This is a genomic window from Sanguibacter massiliensis (assembly GCF_900240335.1).
Taxonomy (GTDB): Bacteria; Actinomycetota; Actinomycetes; order Actinomycetales; family Cellulomonadaceae; genus Flavimobilis; species Flavimobilis massiliensis.
In genome coordinates this window covers 1607982-1625280 of sequence record NZ_LT964979.1, presented here as the reverse complement: position 1 = coordinate 1625280, position 17299 = coordinate 1607982, and the positions used below count along the sequence as shown (strand labels likewise).

The window sequence follows — 17299 nt, the reverse complement described above, 5'->3', positions numbered from 1 at the left end:
GCACCCGCTCCCGGGCCCGTCCCGGGCCGAACCGCGCTGGGCCCTGGTGGGCCCCTGGGCCTACGGGCCGCCGCAGCGGACGGTCCCCGCAGCGCGGTGCTTGGATGGGAGGCATGAGCACGACGACGGGCCCGCGTGCCCCGCAGCACCCGGGGCACGTCGAGGTCGTCTGCGGGCCGATGTTCGCGGGCAAGTCCGAGGAGCTGCTGCGCCGTGTGCGACGCGCCCGTTTCGCGGGGTTCGCGGTCGAGGTCATGAGCCACGCCGTCGACGACCGGCGCGGTGCTGGCACGGTGTCGTCGCACTCGGGGCTCGCGGTCCCGGCGGCCGCGGTCGGTGACGTTGCGGCGCTCGAGGCGCACGTGCGTGGCCGGCGCGCGGCAGGGGGGCTTGACGTCGTGGCGATCGACGAGGCCCAGTTCTTCGGGCCCGATCTCGTCGATGCCGTGCAGGGGCTCGCGGGCGACGGGCTCGTCGTGCTCGTCGCAGGGCTTGACGTGACCTTCGAGGGGCGGCCGTTCGAGCCGCTGCCGAGCCTGTGCGCGCTCGCGGAGCGGGTCACACGGCTCACCGCGGTGTGCGGGGTGTGCGGCGCGGACGCCGCGTTCCACGAGCGGGTCGTTGCGACGCCTTCGGCGGCGGGGCGTGTCGAGGACGCACGGGCGGAGCTCGTCGGTGGTGCGGAGTCGTACGTCGCACGCTGCCGGCACCATCTTGTGGCGGCACCCTGGCGCTGACGTGTCGTCCGGCCGATCGTCGCGGGCTTGGCGTCGCGCCCGGGTGCGTTGCCGAGATGCGTGGCCGTGGTGCGGGAGGGACGGACAGGGAAGCGCGCGGTCCTGGGTCGCCGAGGGGATGGCAACCAGGGACCGCGCGCGTCCGTGGCGTCGTGCGACGCGGTGACGCCCCGGAGGGGGGGGCAGGACGTCACCTCCACCGTAGCCATCGGCGACGCTGCGCGACCCCGGACGTTGGTCCCGGTTCGGACGGCGTGCGACGGGAATAAGGCGAGGTCAGGGGTGCCGTGGAAGGGCCGGGGCGTCCCGGGCGCGCTCAGAGTGGGTCGGTGAGGCCGAGGAACGCGCCGAGGTCGGCGAGCGCCGCGGGTGTGGTGGGCAGGTGGTCGACGAGGTGTGTCGACCGGACGAGCACCGCGTGGTGCTGCGCGCGGGACACCGCGACGTTGACGCGGTGCCGGTCGAGGAGGAATGTCATGCCGCGCGCGGCTTCCTCGACGCTCGACGTCGCGAACGTGACGACGGCGACCGGAGCCTCCTGGCCCTGGAACCTGTCGACGGTGCCGACACGCGTCCCCTCGAACCCGGCGCGGTCGAGGGCCTCGCGCACGAGCTGCACCTGGGCGTTGTACGCGGCGACGACGATGACGTCCTTGTCGGTCGCGACCCGGCCCGGCTCGTCTTTGCCCGGGATCCACGTGGAGCCGACGACGTCGCGCACGACGTCGACGACGGCCGCGGCCTCCTCGGGGCTCGCGGTCGCGCGCCCCGCATGCTCGACCTCGACGAGGTGGATGCCGGGTGCTGTGCCGACGAGCTCACGGTGCTCGGGCACGCCCGGGCGCGAGCGCAGTCGCCGCTCGTACGAGAGGCGCGAGAAGGGACCGCACACGGCCGGGTGCATGCGCCACGACTCCGCGAGGAAGAATCCGAGGTGGTCGGGGAGCGTCGCGTGCCCGTCCATGAGCCAGCCGAGCGCCGAGGTGTCGACGGGTTCGGGGTGCGTGCCCTGCGTGACCTGCGGCAGTTGCTGCGGGTCGCCGAGGAGCATGACGTTGCGTGCGGCGCTCGCCACGGCGAGCGTCCCGGCGAGCGCGAACTGCCCGGCCTCGTCGACGACGAGCAGGTCGTAGCCGCCCGGCGGCACGTTCTTCTCGGCGCAGAACGTCCACTGCGTGCCGCCGACGACGCAGCCGCGTCCCGCGTGGTCGGCGAGGAACGCCTCGACGGACGACGATGCCGCGTCGGTGAGCCGCGTCCACGGGTGCTCGTCCGTGTCGCCGGTCGCGTTCTTCTTCCCGACGTCCTCGCGCGCGACGCCAGCGTTGACGATGCCCGCGAGCATGTTCTCGACGACGGCGTGCGACTGGCCGACGACGCCGACCTTCCAGCCCTCGGCGACGAGCCGCGCGACGACGCGGGAGCCGGTGAACGTCTTGCCCGTCCCGGGCGGTCCCTGGACGGCGAGGTAGGAGTCGTCGAGAGCGAGGACCGTGCGCGTGATCGCGCCGACGAGGTCGTCGGTGCGCTCGGCCGCGCTCGGGAAGGCCGCCCCCGCGCGCAGGCGCGGCGGGACGCGCCGCAGGAGGTCGAGCACCGCGAGCCGGGGGAGGGTCGGGGCGTCGCCGGCCTCACCGAGGCCTGCGATGACGCGGTCGGCGAGCCGGAGGATCGCGGCGGCGGGTTGCTTGCCGAGGTCGACGACAGCGGGCACGAGCGCGAGCGGTGCGGCGGACCAGCCCTCGACGCCGGCCTTCGTCGTCTCGGTCACGGTGATCGTCGAGATCGCGCCGTGCGTCTCGACCTCGTCGACGGCGACCTTGGTGTGCCATGTGAGCGCGCCGTCGCCCGCGGTGCCGAACGAGTCGTCGACGCCGGGCGGGTAGACGGCCCACAGGGACGTGCCGGGCCGGACGTCCGAGCCCGGCTCGAGCTCGGCACGCAGCACGACCTGGCGTGTCGACGTGCGCTTGCGGCCCTCGGGCGGGATCCACGGCTCGGGCATGACGGCGGGGACGCCGTCGTACGTGCCGGGTCGCACGACGGAGCGGGACGTCCACTCGTCGACGGGGGTGAGCAGGCGGTCGAAGTGCTCCCACCACGCGGGACGTACCTCGCGCCGGTGGAAGCGCAGGCCTGCGGCGAGCATCGCGAGCGCCTGCTCGTCGGCCGTGCGATGCACGGGGTCGTCGCCCGCGGCGGCGAGGAGCGTCGCCTCGACCTCCGCGAGGTGGAGGGCCTCGGGCGTGGGTTCGACGGGCTCGGCGCCCTCGTGCGCCGCGACCTGCCCGCCGGAGGGCACGACGCCGTGCTCGGCGGCCCGCGCGTCGAGCCAGAGGCGCAGGTCGCGCGTCGAGATGCAGTCGTCCGCGTTGTACTCGGCGATCGCGTCGAGCCGGTGCGCGTACGCCTCGGTGTCGCCCGCCTCGCGCAGCGCGCAGGCCTCGGCGTACTCGACGATCGAGTCCGCGGCGTTCGTCACGCCCTCGCGGCTCTCGGGGGAGTAGAGGGGCTCGAGTTTCTTGATCGAGTACGACGGCTGCGAGATGCGCAGCGCACCGCGCACGGTTGCGTAGAGGTCGACGAGGACGCCCGCGCGCAGGAGGTCGTCGAGCATGTCCTCGCCGACGCCGTGGCGGCCCGCGAGGCGCTTGAGGGCGGCGGGCTCGTAGGGCGCGTAGTGGTAGACGTGCATGTCGGGGAACTGCTTCCGGCGGGCCGTGACGAGCTCGAGGAAGTCGACGAGCACCTGCTTCTCGCTCGCACGGTCGTGCGCCCACAGGGCCGTGAAGGGCGGTGCCTCGTCGTCTGCGGCGGGCTCGGCGACCATGCCCCCGAGGGACTCGAGGCCCCCGTCGTCGGGCTCGTCACCGACCCACAGCGGGTCGCCCTCGAAGTCGAAGTAGAGGCCGCCCGCCGAGCGCGGCGGCAGCTGCGCGAGCACGGCGGGATCGAAGACCTCGGCCTCGACGGCGGGTCGTCCGTCGGGGAGCAGCGGCCCGGGGCCGTCGGGCGGCGACTGGCGCCCCTGCAGCCGCGCCTGCGCGCGGGGCGTCGCGACGACGCCCGCCGCGAGCCCGGGCACGGGGCCTTCCGCGGCCGCGAGCTCGTCGATCGTCGTGATCCCTGCGGCGTGGAGCCGCGTGCGCTGCGTCGGGCGCAGGCCCGCGACGAGCAGGAGGTCGCGCTCGTGGGCGACCCACGCCTCGCACACGTCGCACGTGCCGCAGCGCGTGAGGCCGGGTGACTGCCACGTCACGGCGGCTCCGCCCGCGCGGTGCGCCGCGAGCAGCGCTTCGACGCGCGTGCGGCGCCGCAGGTAGACGGGCACGACGTCGTCGACGCGGTGCCGTGACTCGGTGCCGTCGCCGAGCAGGAGCACGGCCTCGGGGGCGACGCGGACGCCGGCCGTGCGCAGCGCGTGCGCGTACGCCGCGAGCTGGAGGACCGCCGTGACCTTCGCGCGTCGTGCGAGCTTCGTGTCGACGACGACCCAGCCGTCGGGGGACGCGACGAGGAAGTCGGCGCGGCCCGAGAACGTGCCGTCGAACATCTCGGCCTGGAAGACGACGTCCGCGCCCCCGGCGAGCGCCGCGAACGACGCCTCGCGGCGCTCGACGAGCTCCGCGGCCGTGCGCCCGGGCGTCCCGGGCAGCTCGACGACGCCCCGCCCTGTCGCGGCGTCGTAGGTCCCGTGCTCCGCGCGCAGCCGCGCGAGGTGACGCTGCTCGTGGGCCTCGCCGAGCACGGCCGCGCGCGCGAGCATCGCGTCCGGGTCCGCGGGCTCCATGCCGGGCAGCGCGGGCGCACGCCCGAGCCGCCGGTCGAGCAGGTCGCACAGCGCGAGTTCGCATGTCGCACCGAGCGTCACGTCGCTCGCGCTGAGCACGAGGGCACCGTCGAGGATCCGCATGCGCAGAGTGTGGCAGGTGCCACCGACGTTCGGTGCGGAGGGGTCAGCGCACCGACGACGGCAGTTCGAGCGCGTCGCGCAGGACCGTGAAGATCTCTGTCTGGTCGAGGACCCCGGTGAGGCGCCCGGCGCCCGGCCCCGTCGCGGCGAGCGGCACTTGCGTGCCGGTGTGCCACTGCGTGCCGTCGGGCAGGGTCGTGCCGTAGGAGAGGGTGAGGACCGCTCCGTCCTCCGTGAGGAGGGACCGCGTGAGGCCCGGGGTCGTCGCGCCGGCCTCGACGATCTGTCCCGACTGGCCGTGGTCGGCCGTGAGGACGACGAGCGTCGAGCCGTCGCGCGCCGCGAAGTCGAGGACCTCACGGACGGCCTCGTCGAGGTCGAGCGTCTCGCCGATCTGCCCACACGGGTCGGCCTCGTGCGCGGCCTTGTCGATGCTCGCTCCCTCGACCTGGAGGAAGAAGCCGTCGGTGGCCCCGGGCACGTCGAGCAGCCGCAGCGCGGCCGCCGTCATGTCGCGCAGGCTCGGCTGGTCGTCCGGCCGGGCGTCGTTCGGCGTGCAGCGGACGGGCGTGGCGGCGCCGCCCGTGCGGGTTGCGGGCGGGCCGGTCCACCGGGTGGCGAGGTTGTCGTCGGCGAACAGCCCGAGGACAGGGGCCCCCGTCTCGACGGTGGCGAGCCCGTCGGCGTCGGTGACGATCTGGAAGCCCTCCTCGCGCGCGCGGTCCCGCAGCGTCGTGCCCTTGTGGGGACCGGCCTTCGCCCGCTCGTCGAGGTGCGCGCCGCCTCCGCCGAGGACGACGTCGGCGCGGCGCCCGAGGATCTGCTCGGTGATCGATCCGGCACCACCGTTCTCGAGGGCGTCTCCGGGGCATGTCCGGCTCGTCGCCTTGGGCCCGCGGCATGCGCGGCGTGCGACGTGGGCGAGCTGCGCGGCGGGCGTCGCGTCCTGGATTCGGGCTGTCGTGACGATGCCTGTGCGCAGGCCGTCGGCCTGCGCGAGCTCGAGGAGGCTCGGCCTGGCCGTACCGTCGAGGTCGACGCCGATCGCGCCGTCGTACGTGCGCACGCCTGTGGCCCACGCGGTCGCCGTCGCGGCGGAGTCGGGGACGAGGTCGGGCAGGCCAGAGCCGGGCAGCCGCGACCATGTCGTCACCGACGCGGTCCGGTCGATGGCGTCGATCCCGGGCAGTCGCCCGGCCGCGCCGTACGCGTAGGCGCGTGCGGCGGTGATCTCGGAGTCGCCCGTGCCGTCGCCGACGACGAGGACGACGTTGCGCGGGCGCGCGGCCGCGTCGGCGGACGGAGTCCCTGACGACGGTGGGACCGACGGCGTCGGGGCAGGCGACGAGGGAGCGGTGACCGACGGAGTCGGCGGCGTCGCCTCGCGCGCGGTCGTCCGGCCGACGAGCGCGCCGAGCGCCGTGCCGAGGGCGAGCGCGGCGACGAGTGAGAGCGCCGTCAGTGTCGTCCGTCGTCGTGCCACCCGCTCAGCCTAGGCGGGCGCTGCCCGTCTGCTCGTCGACCGACAGCGATGTGTGCTCGTGGACGACACGCCACACGTCACGGTCGTCGCGGCGCACGATCCACGAGAGGCGGTTCGTCATGCCGTACCGCTCGGACCCGTCGGGCTCGACGACGGCGTAGCGGACGAGGGCGTGGGCGGCGGCGTGGACGCCGTCGCCGATGACGACGAGGTCGGTGACGTCGGCGACGTTCGTGTCGGACTCCGCGACGCCGCCGAACCACTCGGTCACCTGGGCGCGCCAGGCGTCGAGGCCGGCGATCGGCTGCTCGGCGAACGCGTCGAAGAGAACGACGTCGCGGTCGTAGAGCGCGCAGAACGCGTCGGTGTCGCGCGCGCGGGCGCGTTCGCCGTAGGCGCGGGCGAGGCGGCGGACGGCGTCGTCGGCGAGCGCGTCGACGATGAGGTGGTCGTGCACGGTCATGGTGATCCCTTCGCTGCGATCGTGGGACCACAGTGGCACGTCGGCGCGTCGGGCGACAGAGGCTGAGGCTGGTCGTCCGGAGTGATCCACAGATCTTGTGGCGCGGGTGCGTCGGGGTCGTGCGTGTCGGTCGCCCCGGGCTCGGACGCGCCGTCGAAGGCGTCGCGCGACGGCGGTGACGGCCGCGGCGAGGCCGCCGACGAGAGTGCGGAGCCGACGGAGGAGGCCGCCGACCCCTTCGAGGACGGCGGTGGCCTCGTCCGCGGTCTCGGGCCGCGAGGGCACGACGCCCGGTGACGGCCCGGTGCGGACGGCGACGTGCGCGTACAGTTGTAGGTACAACTGACGAAGGAGCCTCATGCGCCTCACGACCGCCGTCCGCACCACGAGCGGACCCTGGCCCTTATACACAACCGAAGCCGCCGCCGAGCCAGCGCCGGGACGTCNGCTCCCGGCCTCCCCGACCCCACCGCCGTCATCGACGCGACCGAGGCACTCCTCGCGTGGATCGACGCCGAGCTCCCCGGGCGCACCATCGTCCCCGTCGGCTTCTCGCAGGGCGGCCTCATGGTCACCCAGCTCCTCCGCACGCAGCCCGGACGCTTCCCCGCAGGCGTCGTCCTCGCCGGATTCACCCTCGCGGCCGAGCTTCCCGGCGACGACGCGCTCGCGGCCACGCCCGTCCTCTACGCGCGCGGCGACGCCGACGACATCATCACGCCCACGACCGTCGAGCGCACCGCCACGTGGCTCCGCGCGCACGTCGACCTCACCGAGCACACGTACCCGGGGCTCGCGCACGGCGTCAGCGCCGAGATGCTCGCTGACGTCACCGCATTCCTCACCCGGGTCGCACCTGCCCGCTAGAGCACACCGACGGGCTCACACGCCCGGCAACGTCCCCTGGACAGTCATGACGTGGAGCGCCCACTCCCGCGCAGCCCCCGTGAGCACCGTCCCGCGTCGCTTGACGAGCGTCAGCGGCCGCACGAGATCGACGTCGGTGACCGCCACCTCGACAAGACGCCCCGCCGCCAGATCGTCGGCCGTCGCGATCCGGCTCATCACCGCAGGTGCCCCGCCTGTCGCCACCGTGACCCGAATCGCCGCCGCGGTCGGCAGTTCGGCCGCTGGTGCGCTCGCCACGAGCGGCGGATCCAGGCGCTCGAGCGCCTGCTCGTACGCGAGCCGTGTCCCCGAACCACGCTCACGGGACGTCAGCGGCGTCGCCGCAAGCTCGGCCGCCGGCAGCGGCCCCCGCAGCGACGCCCACGGATGCCCCGGCGCGACGACGAGCACGAGCTCGTCGTGCCCGACCGTCCGCGCCTCGAGGTCCGCGGGCACACGCGGCGTCTCGAGGACCCCGAGAGCCGCGTCGCCTCGCCGCACCGCGTCGACGACACCCGCCGAGTTCGTCGCCGTGAGCGTGACGTCGGGCGCCGCCCCGCCCGCCGCGGCACGCTCCGCCCGCCACGACGTGAGCCAGCGCGGCACGAGGTGCTCCGCGACCGTCATGCTCGCCGCGATGCGCACCGCCAGCTGCGCGTCGGCCCGCAACGTCCCGAGCGACACCGCGAGCCGGTCGGCCGCGTCGAGGACGTCGAGCGCCCACCCGGCGACGACCCGCCCCGACGCCGTCGGCGTCGCGCCACGCGTCGACCGCTCGAGGAGCGTCACGCCGAGCCGACGCTCGAGCGCCGCGACACGCGACGACGCCGCCTGCTGCGTGAAGCCCTGCCGGCGCGCAGCGACGGTGAGGCTCGCGCCGTCCGCGATATCGACGAGGAGACGGAGCGCGATGAGGTCAGGAGGTGCCGACAGGCTCATGCCGTCACGCTAGCGCGGCCACCGCCGGGGGATGGCCGCCGAGCGTGCCCGATGCCTACGATCACCGCATGACGACCGCACCGCTGCTCCCGCTCAACGACGGCACCGACCTGCCTGCGATCGCGCTCGGCACGTACAAGCTCAACGGCCCCGACGGCGTGAGCGCGATGACGTCGGCGATCCGCCAGGGCTACCGGCTCCTCGACACCGCGTTCAGCTACGAAAACGAGGGAGCCGTCGGACGCGCCGTCCGCGACAGCGGCGTCCCGCGCGACGAGCTCGTCCTCACGTCGAAGGTGCCGGGTCGTCACCAGGAGTACGAGGCGACCATCCGGACCGTCCACGAGGGCCTCTACCGGGCGGGTCTCGACCGCTGGGACCTCTACCTCGTCCACTGGCCCAACCCGGGTCGCGGCCTCTTCGTCGAGTGCTTCCAGGCGCTCGTCGACCTCCAGAAGGACGGGCTCATCAGGACAGTCGGTGTGAGCAACTTCCTGCCCGAGCACCTCGAGGCCGTCGCGGAGGCGACGGGCGTCATGCCCGCGGTCAACCAGATCGAACTCCACCCGTACTTCCCGCAGACCGACGCGCTCGAGGCGCACGCACGCCTTGGCGTCCTCACCGAGGCGTGGAGCCCCATCGGTCGAGCGAACGCATGCCTCGCGGAGCCCGCGGTCCAAGCCGCAGCTGCCGCGCACGGCGTCACGCCCGTGCAGGTCGTCCTCCGCTGGCACACGCAGCGGGGCGTCGTGCCCCTGCCGCGCTCGTCGAACCCGGGCCGCCAGCACGAGAACCTCGACGTGTTCGGCTTCACGCTGAGCGACGACGAGGTGGCGGCGATCACGGCGCTCGGCCGGCCCGACGGCCGCCTCAAGGGCCAGGACCCGGCGGTGTACGAAGAGATGTGAGGCGCTGCTGCGCGCCTGGGTGACGCTCAGGCCGTCGCCACCAGGCGGCCGACGGTGGGAGAATGATCGGATGCTCACCCGCGCACAGGTCTCGACGTTCGTCGGCCGCACCGTCTACGCGCGCGGTGAGCAGGTCCTCGAGGCCGAGCGTGTCGTGTCGGTCGCGCGCAACGGCGCGAAGGTCGTCGGGCACGTCCTCGGCACCCGCGACGAGAACTACGTCGTCACCATCACGATGAGCTCCGCGTCGCCCGACGCGAGGCCGACGCTCGGCCGCTGCACGTGCCCCGTCCGTCTCGCGTGCAAGCACTGCGCGGCGACGCTGCTCGCACTCGTCGAACGTGACGAGCGTGCGGCGCGGACGTCGCTCGCGCCCGCGCCACGCACAGAGCCGCGCCGCGCGAAGGACTACACGCGCACCCCCGAGTGGCAGCGCACGTTCGAGGGCATGCTCACGGACGCGGGCCTCGACACGCTCGAAGTCGACGACGCTCCCGCACCCGTCACCGAGGCACCGGCCGAGGTGGCGCTCATGGTCGAGGTCCTCGCGTCCCAGCGTCGTGACGGGGGCGCGCCCGAGTCCGTGACGTTGCGCCCCCTCGTGCGTGGGCGCACGGGGGCGTGGGTGCGTCAGGGCGTGTCGTGGACGGACTTCCGGCACGGCTTCCCGCCCGTCGCCCTGCCGACGCCGCAGCTCGCGGCGCTGCGGGCGCTCGGCGCGCTCGGGGAGACCGACGCGCGGCACTCGTCGGCGATGGGCGTGTACCTCGACACGCTGCCCGGGCCCGCACTGTGGGCGGCGCTGCGCGACGCCCACGCGCTCGGCGTCCCGTTCCTCCACCCGGACCGCGCACCCGTGCCGTTCGACGAGCAGCCCGCGCTCGTCGTCCTCCACCTCGACAGGGTGCGTGGCGGGTCGTTGCGCGTGCGTGTGACGATCGAGCCCGACGGCGGCTGGGACGGTCACGACGTCCAGCTGCCGCTCGGCTCGCCCGCCGCAGGCGTCCTGGCGAGGACGGGCGGGGAGCGGCCGGCGCGCGACGACCGTCTGCGCCTCGCCGTCTTCACGCGTGCGCTCGACGCGACGGTGCGGGACCTCCTCGAGCGGTCCGAGCCGCTCGCCGTGCCCGCGGCCGACGTTCCGCTGTTCCTCGGACGCGTGCTGCCGGGCCTGCGGGGACGTGTCGACGAGGTGCGTGCGTCGGGCGTCGACCTGCCCGAGGCTCCTGCGCCGACGCTCGTGTGCGACGTCGAGCACCGCGGCGGGCACGAGGTCGTGCTGCGCTGGGAGTGGCGCTACCTGTCGCCCGGGCTCGAGGCCGACGGTGTTCCCGCGCTCACGGTTCCGCTCGGCACGCCGTCGCGGAGCCCGCTGCGCGACCGCGAGGCCGAGCGTGCACTGCTGGCCCGCGTGCGCCCGCACGTCACGGCGCTCGACGCCGCGCTGCGTGCGCACGAGGCCGCGGGCGGTGACCTCGCGCGCGACCCTGAGGCTGGTCCCGTCGGGGCGCGCGTCGTCCACGGCATCGAGGCGGCGCGCTTGCTCACGGCGGAGATCCCGCGCCTGCGGGAGCTCGCCGACGAGGTCGATGGCTTCGCCGTCGACGAGCACGGCCGCACGGTGACGTACCACCTCGAGGATGACGTGCGCGTCGCCCTGTCGACGTCTGCGCGCGACGGCGACCGCGACTGGTTTGACCTCGCGGTGACGGTCGAGGTCGGTGGTCGCACCGTCCCGTACGAGCAGGTGTTCCGTGCGATCGCGGCGGGCGACGACTACCTGCTGCTCGACGACGGCACGTACTTCGCGCTCGACGACCCGCGTTTCGCCCGCCTGCGCGAGCTCATCGCGGAGGCGCGCGCCATGCAGGACACGCGTGGCGGCGGCCTGCGCGTCTCCCGCTACCAGTCCGGGCTGTTCGACGACCTCGAGGGGCTCGACGTCGACGGCGTGCAGGCGACGGCGTGGCGCTCGTCGCTCGCGGCGCTCGCGGACGGTGCGCGTCCCGAGCCGGTGGGCCCGCCCGCGGGCCTGCGGGCGGAGCTGCGGCCGTACCAGCAGGAGGGCGTCGACTGGCTGTGCTTCCTCGAGCGGCACGGGCTCGGCGGTGTCCTCGCGGACGACATGGGTCTCGGCAAGACGGTGCAGGCGCTCGCGTTCGCGCTCCACGTACTGCGCCGCCCGACGCCGTCGGGCGAGCAGCCCGCGCCGATGCTCGTCGTCGCGCCGACGTCGGTCGTCGGCAACTGGGCTGCCGAGGTCGCGCGGTTCACGGACCTGCGCTGCGCGGTCGTGGGGCGCACATCGTCGGGCCGCGGCACGCCGTTGGCCGCGGAGATCGGCGACGCGGAGATCGTCGTGACGTCGTACGCCGTCCTGCGTCTTGACACGGAGGCGTTCGCGGAACGCTCGTGGTCGGCTCTCGTCCTCGACGAAGCCCAGTTCGTCAAGAACCACAAGTCGGTCGGCTACCGGGCGGTGCGGGAGATCGACGCGCCGACGAAGATCGCGCTCACGGGCACGCCCCTCGAGAACAACCTCATGGAGCTGTGGTCGATCCTCTCGATCGTCTGTCCGGGCCTCCTCGGGCACCCGGGGCGGTTCTCGGAGTTCTACCAGAAGCCCGTCGAGCGCGACGGCGACTCGGAGCGGCTCGCGCTGCTGCGCCGACGGGTCGCGCCGTTCATGGTGCGTCGCACGAAGGAGTCGGTCGCGGCTGACCTTCCCGAGAAGGTCGAGCAGGTGCTCGACGTCGAGCTGCTGCCACGCCACCGCGCGGTGTACGACAGGCTCCTCGCGCGCGAGCGTGCGCGCGTGCTCGGCCTCGTCGAGAACCTCGACGGGCACCGGTTCGAGGTGCTGCGGTCGCTCACGGTGCTGCGGCAGGCGGCGCTCGACGTGTCGCTCGTCGGTGCGGACGAGCCGGCGACGACGGCGACGCCGCCCGGCGGGACGTCGCGGCCCGTGCCGTCGTCGAAGCTCGAGGTGCTCTTCGAGATGCTCGACGACATCCTCGCCGAGGGGCACTCGGTGCTGATCTTCAGCCAGTTCACGCAGTTCCTCGGCCGCGTGCGTGACGGCCTTGAGGCGCGGTCGGTCGCGCATTCGTACCTCGACGGACGTACGCGCCGCAGGCAGGAGCAGATCGACGCGTTCACGCGCGGCGAGACCCAGGTGTTCCTCATCTCGCTCAAGGCGGGCGGGTTCGGTCTCAACCTCACGGCGGCCGACTACTGCATCCTCCTCGACCCGTGGTGGAACCCGGCGGCGGAGGCGCAGGCGGTCGATCGTGCGCACCGCATCGGTCAGACGAAGCAGGTCATGGTCTACCGCATGGTCGCGTCGGACACGATCGAGGAGAAGGTCATGCGCCTCAAGGAGGGCAAGTCCGCGTTGTTCGCGTCCGTGCTCGACGGAGGCGCGGCGGGCGGTGCGGGGCTGAGCGCGGCGGACGTCCGCGAGCTCCTCTCCTGACGCGGCCCGCCTCCCTCTTCCCGTCCGACTCGTAGGCCCTCAGCACCGTTCGACGGTGCTGAGGGCCTACGAGTCGCGCTGCGTGACTGGTTGGATGGGCCCGTGCCCATCCTTCTGCCGAACGAGCCCGAGTTCCCCGACGACGGCGGCGCCGAGCGTGCCGTGTGGGAGACGCTGCGCACGCACCTGCCCGACGACGCGCTGCTCGTCGCCGGTCAGCGCATCCAGGACGGCGAGACCGAATGCGAGCTCGATCTCGTCGTCGCATGGCCCGGCGTCGGTGTCGCGGTGCTCGAGGTCAAGGGCGGCATCGTCACGCGTGAGGAGGGCGCGTGGTGGCAGGGCTCGGGCGACGCTCGGCACCGCGTCGACCCCGTCGGGCAGGCCCAGCGCGGCCGGCACGCGCTCCAGGACCTGCTCGGTGCGCGCCGTGTCGAGGGCGCGCACGCGCGATCCGCGCACCTCGTCGCGTTCCCGCACACGTACGTCCCGGCGACCTGGGACGCGCTCGACCTGCCGCGCGCGCTCGTCGTCGACCGGGCGGACGTCGAGGACGGCCCGGCGGTCGTCGCGCGCGTGCGCCGGGCGATCCTCGAGCACGGGCAGGGTCGCACGCCGCTCGCGAGCGTCGAGGGGGTGCTGCGCGTGCTCGACCCCGTGCTCACGGGGGAGGCTGACAGTCCGGAGGCGGCGACGGCGCACGAGCTGCGCTCGGACCAACTGACGAAGGACCAGGCGGCGATGCTCGACAAGCTGCGCGCCTTCCCGCGTCTCCGGGTCGTCGGGGGCGCAGGCACGGGCAAGACGTATCTCGCGCTCGCGCAGGCACGCAGGCGGACCCGCGAGGGTGACCGCGTCGCCCTCCTCTGCTACTCGCGCGGGCTTGCCGCGTACCTCCAGCAGTTCACGGCCGGCTGGCCGGCGCGCGAGCGCCCCGCGTACGTCGGCCTCTTCCACGATCTGCCGCTGCGCTGGGGCGCGGAACCCGGGACGGACGACGACGGCGACTACTGGGAGAGGCGCCTGCCGCTGCGTCTCGCGGAGCTCGCGGACGCGCAGCCGACGAGCGAGCGGTTCGACACGATCGTCGTCGACGAGGGTCAGGACTTCGGCGAGCTGTGGTGGCCGGGCGTCCTACGCTGCCTGCGCGACCCGGAGCGTGGCCGCCTCTACGTGTTCATGGACGACAACCAGCGCGTGTTCCCGCGCGACGGGTCCGCGCCGATCGACCTGCCGCCTGTCGAGCTCGACGAGAACCTCCGCTCGACGAAGCAGATCGCGCAGCTCTTCGGGTCGTTGTCGGGCACCGTCCTCAAGGCGCGCGGTGCGGACGGTCCGCCGGTGCGGATCGTCGACGTGCCCGCGGAGGACGCCGTGGGGCATGCGGACACGGTCGTCGACCAGCTGCTCGACGCGGGCTACGAACCCGGGAGGGTCGCGCTCCTCACGACGGGCCGGCGCCACCCAGTGCAGGTGGAGCGCGTGGAGTCGGTGGGCTACCCGGGCTACTGGGGTGAGTTCCTCGCGGGCGACGACGTCTTCTACGGGCACGTCCTCGGCTTCAAGGGGCTCGAGCGGTCGGCGGTCGTGCTGGCGGGTTACGGGCTGCGCGGCGTGGCGCGGGCACGCGAGATGCTCTACGCGGGGCTGAGCCGTGCGCGGTCGCTGCTCGTCGTCGTCGGACCGCGGGACCTTGTCGTCGAGCACGGTGGCGCGGGTGTCGCGCGCAGGCTCGACGCCGCCCACGACATCACGGCCACGGTGCTCGCCGACGGGTGATCCTCGCGCCCGCTCGTGCCGGAGCTTGCGGTCGAGGTCCGCCGATGGTCGGCCGCCTCCGGCCTGGAGGGGAGTCGCCGCATCGGCTGGAATCTGGTCCGGGTTTTCCGTCCGGCGGCCGTCCGGCCCCCGGAACGGTCCGCTCCGCCTACGTTGGTGCTGCTCGGGGTGCCGTTTCGGGGGCGGCGCTGCGGTGAGGTCCGCGCGGCTCGGGATGCCGTAGACCTCCTCGGGAGTCCGGGTGCTCGACGTCCTACGTCGTCACCCGGACTCTTCGTTACGATCGGGCGCACAGGGACGGCGTCCAGGGAACGCGCGTCCGCTGGTGCTGTCGCGCGCCGTGCGGTCCTGCGGTCCCCGGCGTCGATGACGCACGAGGAGCAGGACGATGGATGAGACCCACGCTGACGACGTGACATCGGTCGAGGACGGGGCCGGGCCGTCGTCCGTCGAGGGGTTCGCAGCTGAGCTCTCGGAGTTGAGGGCCGCTGCGGGGCGCCCGACGCTCGTCGCGCTCGAGCGCCGCACGGGGGTGTCGAAGACGGTCCTGTCGGACGCGTTCGCGGGGAGGCGGCTGCCGACGGAGCGGACGGTCGAGGCGATCGCGTCGGCGCTCGACGCGGACGTCGCGGAGTGGACGCGTCGGCGGCGTGAGCTCGAGGACTCGATGAGGCCGCGGCCGGTGGAGGTCCCTCAGGGGCCTGAGTTCCCGGTCGTGCGTCGGCGTTCGGCGCTGCTCGCGGCAGCTGCGGCGTTCGTGCTCGGTGTCGTGGGGACGATGGCGGTCGCGGTGGTCCTGCCGGACGAGGTGCCGGAGGCGTCGGGCAGGGGCGGTCCTGCGGGGGCGGCGACGCCGACGGAGCTGCCCCCGGCGATTCTCGTCGAAGCGGGCACGGACCCGGCGACGACGTCGTGCGTCGACGACGCGAAGGTCGTCGCGAGCGTCACGCGTGCGCGGGACACGCAGCTGCAGATCATCTTCTCGACTGCGTGCCAGGCCGCGTGGGCGCGGGTGACGCGGTACGACGACAAGGCGGCTGGCAACGCGGTGGGTGCGAGCATCTTCCGGCAGATCGCGCCGGACGCGACGGACCGCCAGGACACGCACGAGCCTGACGCGCAGGGCGCGTACACGACGCTCGTCGTGCGTCCGACGCGGGCGACGCGCCTGTGCGCGGTCGGTTACGTGACGCTCGACGGCGAGAAGATCGACCTGGGCGAGCAGATCTGCGTGTGAGCCGCGGCGGTCAGCCGATCGCCTCGCCCGCGGTGCGTCCGGAGAAGAGGCAGCCGCGGTCGCGACGACCTGCGGGTCCTTGCCGAGGCCTGACGTCACCTGGGCGTCGCGCAGCGCGACGAGTCGCGCGAGCGCGGCGGCGTCGATGCGCTGCTCGCCCGAGAGGGCGTTCATGCCGGCTGCGAGCTCGGCGACGGTGGGCGCCCAGACGAACTCGGGGGACTCGTCGGCGAAGCGAGTGACGGGCCCGACGGCGCCCTTGCGGACGCGTTCGAGGAGGAGCCGTATGTCCTTGCCGGTGAGGTCGGGGTTCTGGTCGGGGCCGGAGAGCGCGAACTCCTTCTCCATGATCGTGCGGTTGAGAACGAACCAGGAGTGGTCGTCGCCGCGGTTCGTCACATGCTGCAGGGCGCCGAGCGCGTCGAAGCCGGGGTAGAGCGGGTGCGGGAGGCGGTTCCCGTCGGCGTCAAGCCAGAGGGACGACGGCCCCGGGGAGGATGCGGATGCCGTGACGGAGTCCTTGACGCCGAGACGTCGTTGCTCGGGGGAGTCGACGAGGAAGAGTCCGCCGAACGATCAGAAGGCCTGTCCGCCGAGCGAGGCGCGGGGTTCCTGCTCGAGGATCGTCACGCGCCGTCCGTGCGCTGTGAGGGTCGCGGCGGTGACGAGGCCGGCGAGTCCCGCGCCGATGATGAGGACATCGTCGGTCATGCGCATGAGAATAGTCGTGCTGTGAGTCGTGTCACGGTGCGAGGTGTCAGTGCAGCAGGAGCGCGACGACGGCCATGACGGGAGGTGCGCCGAGCGTCGTGAGAGCGATCGTGTCGCGGGCGACGACCTGGCCGGTGCGGTACCGGTCCGCGTAGTTGAGGACGTTCTGCGCGGTGGGCAGGGCGGCGAGCACGACGACGACGTAGAGGTCGTGCCCGTCGAGCCCGAGCGCAGTGCCGATCGCCCACGCGGCGAGCGGCATGCCGATGAGCTTGAGTGCTGTGGCGAGGGTGACGTTGCGGCGGTCGGTGCCGGCCTTAAGGAGGCGGGTTCCGGCGAGCGAGATGCCGAAGGCGACGAGCATGAGGGGCACGGCGCCACCGCCGAGGATCCGCAGGGGTTCCATGACGACGTCGGGCACGGTGACGCCGGTGAGGGCGGCGGCGAGCCCGGCGGCGGAGCCGAGGATGATGGGGTTGCGGACGGGCTGGGTGAGGACGCGCCGCCAGGAGACGGTCCCGGACGACGCGGCGTCGAGGACGGCGAGTGCTGCGGGCGCAAGCAGGAGCAGCTGCGCGAGGATCACGGGGGCGACGGCGGCGGGCTCACCGAGGATGTAGGTCGCGACGGGCAGGCCGATGTTGTTGGCGTTGACATAGCCGGCGCCGAGGGCGCCGATCGTCGTCTCGCCGACGGGTCTGCGCCACCAGCCGCGGACGACGGCGATGATCGTGTATCCCTCGAGGACTCCCAGCACGCGGCCATA

13 protein-coding genes and 1 pseudogene are annotated in these 17299 nt (G+C 73.8%); 7 read left to right on the top strand and 7 right to left on the bottom strand.

Features of this window, described 5'->3' with window-relative positions; all coding sequences use genetic code 11:
• Positions 1-113: 113 nt before the first annotated feature.
• Entirely contained in the window at positions 114-737 is a 624-nt protein-coding gene (locus C1729_RS07595) for a thymidine kinase (protein ID WP_242493753.1), read from the top strand.
• A gap of 316 nt (positions 738-1053) precedes the next feature.
• On the opposite strand, the gene C1729_RS07590 is transcribed toward C1729_RS07595, so the two are convergent.
• The 3 genes from C1729_RS07590 to C1729_RS14590 are packed head-to-tail and all read right to left on the bottom strand — an operon-like array spanning position 1054 to position 6596.
• Positions 1054-4650, bottom strand: coding sequence for a TM0106 family RecB-like putative nuclease (locus C1729_RS07590; protein ID WP_102509410.1), 3597 nt, complete (start codon positions 4648-4650; stop codon positions 1054-1056).
• A gap of 43 nt (positions 4651-4693) precedes the next feature.
• The gene (locus C1729_RS07585) at positions 4694-6133 is read right to left on the bottom strand and encodes an alkaline phosphatase (RefSeq protein ID WP_102509409.1); all 1440 of its coding nucleotides are present in this window, start codon (positions 6131-6133) and stop codon (positions 4694-4696) included.
• A 4-nt stretch (positions 6134-6137) separates the two neighbouring features.
• Positions 6138-6596 carry a YybH family protein gene (locus tag C1729_RS14590; protein ID WP_165375451.1) on the bottom strand — a complete coding sequence of 153 codons (459 nt, stop codon included), beginning with the start codon at positions 6594-6596 and terminating at the stop codon, positions 6138-6140.
• A 123-nt stretch (positions 6597-6719) separates the two neighbouring features.
• Between C1729_RS14590 and C1729_RS14585 the strand changes: the two genes are divergently transcribed.
• On the top strand, positions 6720-6893 hold the full coding sequence (locus C1729_RS14585; RefSeq protein WP_165375450.1) for a hypothetical protein: 174 nt from the start codon (positions 6720-6722) through the stop codon (positions 6891-6893).
• Between the two features lie 45 nt (positions 6894-6938).
• Complete coding sequence (locus C1729_RS07575) at positions 6939-7463, top strand: dienelactone hydrolase family protein (RefSeq protein ID WP_102509407.1); 525 nt, start codon at positions 6939-6941, stop codon at positions 7461-7463.
• A 15-nt stretch (positions 7464-7478) separates the two neighbouring features.
• On the opposite strand, the gene C1729_RS07570 is transcribed toward C1729_RS07575, so the two are convergent.
• Entirely contained in the window at positions 7479-8423 is a 945-nt protein-coding gene (locus C1729_RS07570; RefSeq protein ID WP_102509406.1) for a LysR family transcriptional regulator, read from the bottom strand.
• 68 nt (positions 8424-8491) lie between these two features.
• Here C1729_RS07570 and C1729_RS07565 point away from each other — a divergent pair, with 68 nt between their 5' ends.
• From C1729_RS07565 to C1729_RS07550, 4 genes are all read left to right on the top strand, one after another.
• Entirely contained in the window at positions 8492-9331 is an 840-nt protein-coding gene (locus C1729_RS07565) for an aldo/keto reductase (RefSeq protein WP_102509405.1), read from the top strand.
• 70 nt (positions 9332-9401) lie between these two features.
• Complete coding sequence (locus C1729_RS07560; protein ID WP_102509404.1) at positions 9402-12806, top strand: DEAD/DEAH box helicase; 3405 nt, start codon at positions 9402-9404, stop codon at positions 12804-12806.
• A gap of 102 nt (positions 12807-12908) precedes the next feature.
• Complete coding sequence (locus C1729_RS07555; protein ID WP_102509403.1) at positions 12909-14585, top strand: NERD domain-containing protein; 1677 nt, start codon at positions 12909-12911, stop codon at positions 14583-14585.
• A gap of 388 nt (positions 14586-14973) precedes the next feature.
• Positions 14974-15822: a DUF2690 domain-containing protein gene (locus C1729_RS07550; protein WP_102509402.1), complete on the top strand. Its 849-nt coding sequence runs from the start codon at positions 14974-14976 to the stop codon at positions 15820-15822.
• A gap of 48 nt (positions 15823-15870) precedes the next feature.
• Here C1729_RS07550 and C1729_RS07545 read toward each other — a convergent pair.
• From C1729_RS07545 to C1729_RS07540, 3 genes and pseudogenes are all read right to left on the bottom strand, one after another.
• Positions 15871-16336: pseudogene (locus C1729_RS07545) on the bottom strand (FAD-binding protein); the annotation flags it as partial.
• A 62-nt stretch (positions 16337-16398) separates the two neighbouring features.
• Positions 16399-16533: an FAD-dependent oxidoreductase gene (locus tag C1729_RS15340; protein WP_422917644.1), complete on the bottom strand. Its 135-nt coding sequence runs from the start codon at positions 16531-16533 to the stop codon at positions 16399-16401.
• Between the two features lie 46 nt (positions 16534-16579).
• Positions 16580-17290, bottom strand: a complete 711-nt coding sequence (locus tag C1729_RS07540; RefSeq protein ID WP_102509401.1) for an AEC family transporter — start codon at positions 17288-17290, stop codon at positions 16580-16582.
• Positions 17291-17299: the final 9 nt, after the last annotated feature.

What these genes read in the sequence shown, in the direction of transcription:
- C1729_RS07595 (WP_242493753.1), top strand. Translation starts at nt 114, where the DNA reads ATGAGCACGACGACGGGCCCGCGTGCCCCGCAGCACCCGGGGCACGTC.
- C1729_RS07590 (WP_102509410.1), bottom strand. Translation starts at nt 4,650, where the DNA reads ATGCGGATCCTCGACGGTGCCCTCGTGCTCAGCGCGAGCGACGTGACG.
- C1729_RS14590 (WP_165375451.1), bottom strand. Translation starts at nt 6,596, where the DNA reads ATGACCGTGCACGACCACCTCATCGTCGACGCGCTCGCCGACGACGCC.
- C1729_RS07570 (WP_102509406.1), bottom strand. Translation starts at nt 8,423, where the DNA reads ATGAGCCTGTCGGCACCTCCTGACCTCATCGCGCTCCGTCTCCTCGTC.
- C1729_RS07565 (WP_102509405.1), top strand. Translation starts at nt 8,492, where the DNA reads ATGACGACCGCACCGCTGCTCCCGCTCAACGACGGCACCGACCTGCCT.
- C1729_RS07560 (WP_102509404.1), top strand. Translation starts at nt 9,402, where the DNA reads ATGCTCACCCGCGCACAGGTCTCGACGTTCGTCGGCCGCACCGTCTAC.
- C1729_RS07550 (WP_102509402.1), top strand. Translation starts at nt 14,974, where the DNA reads ATGGATGAGACCCACGCTGACGACGTGACATCGGTCGAGGACGGGGCC.
- C1729_RS15340 (WP_422917644.1), bottom strand. Translation starts at nt 16,533, where the DNA reads ATGACCGACGATGTCCTCATCATCGGCGCGGGACTCGCCGGCCTCGTC.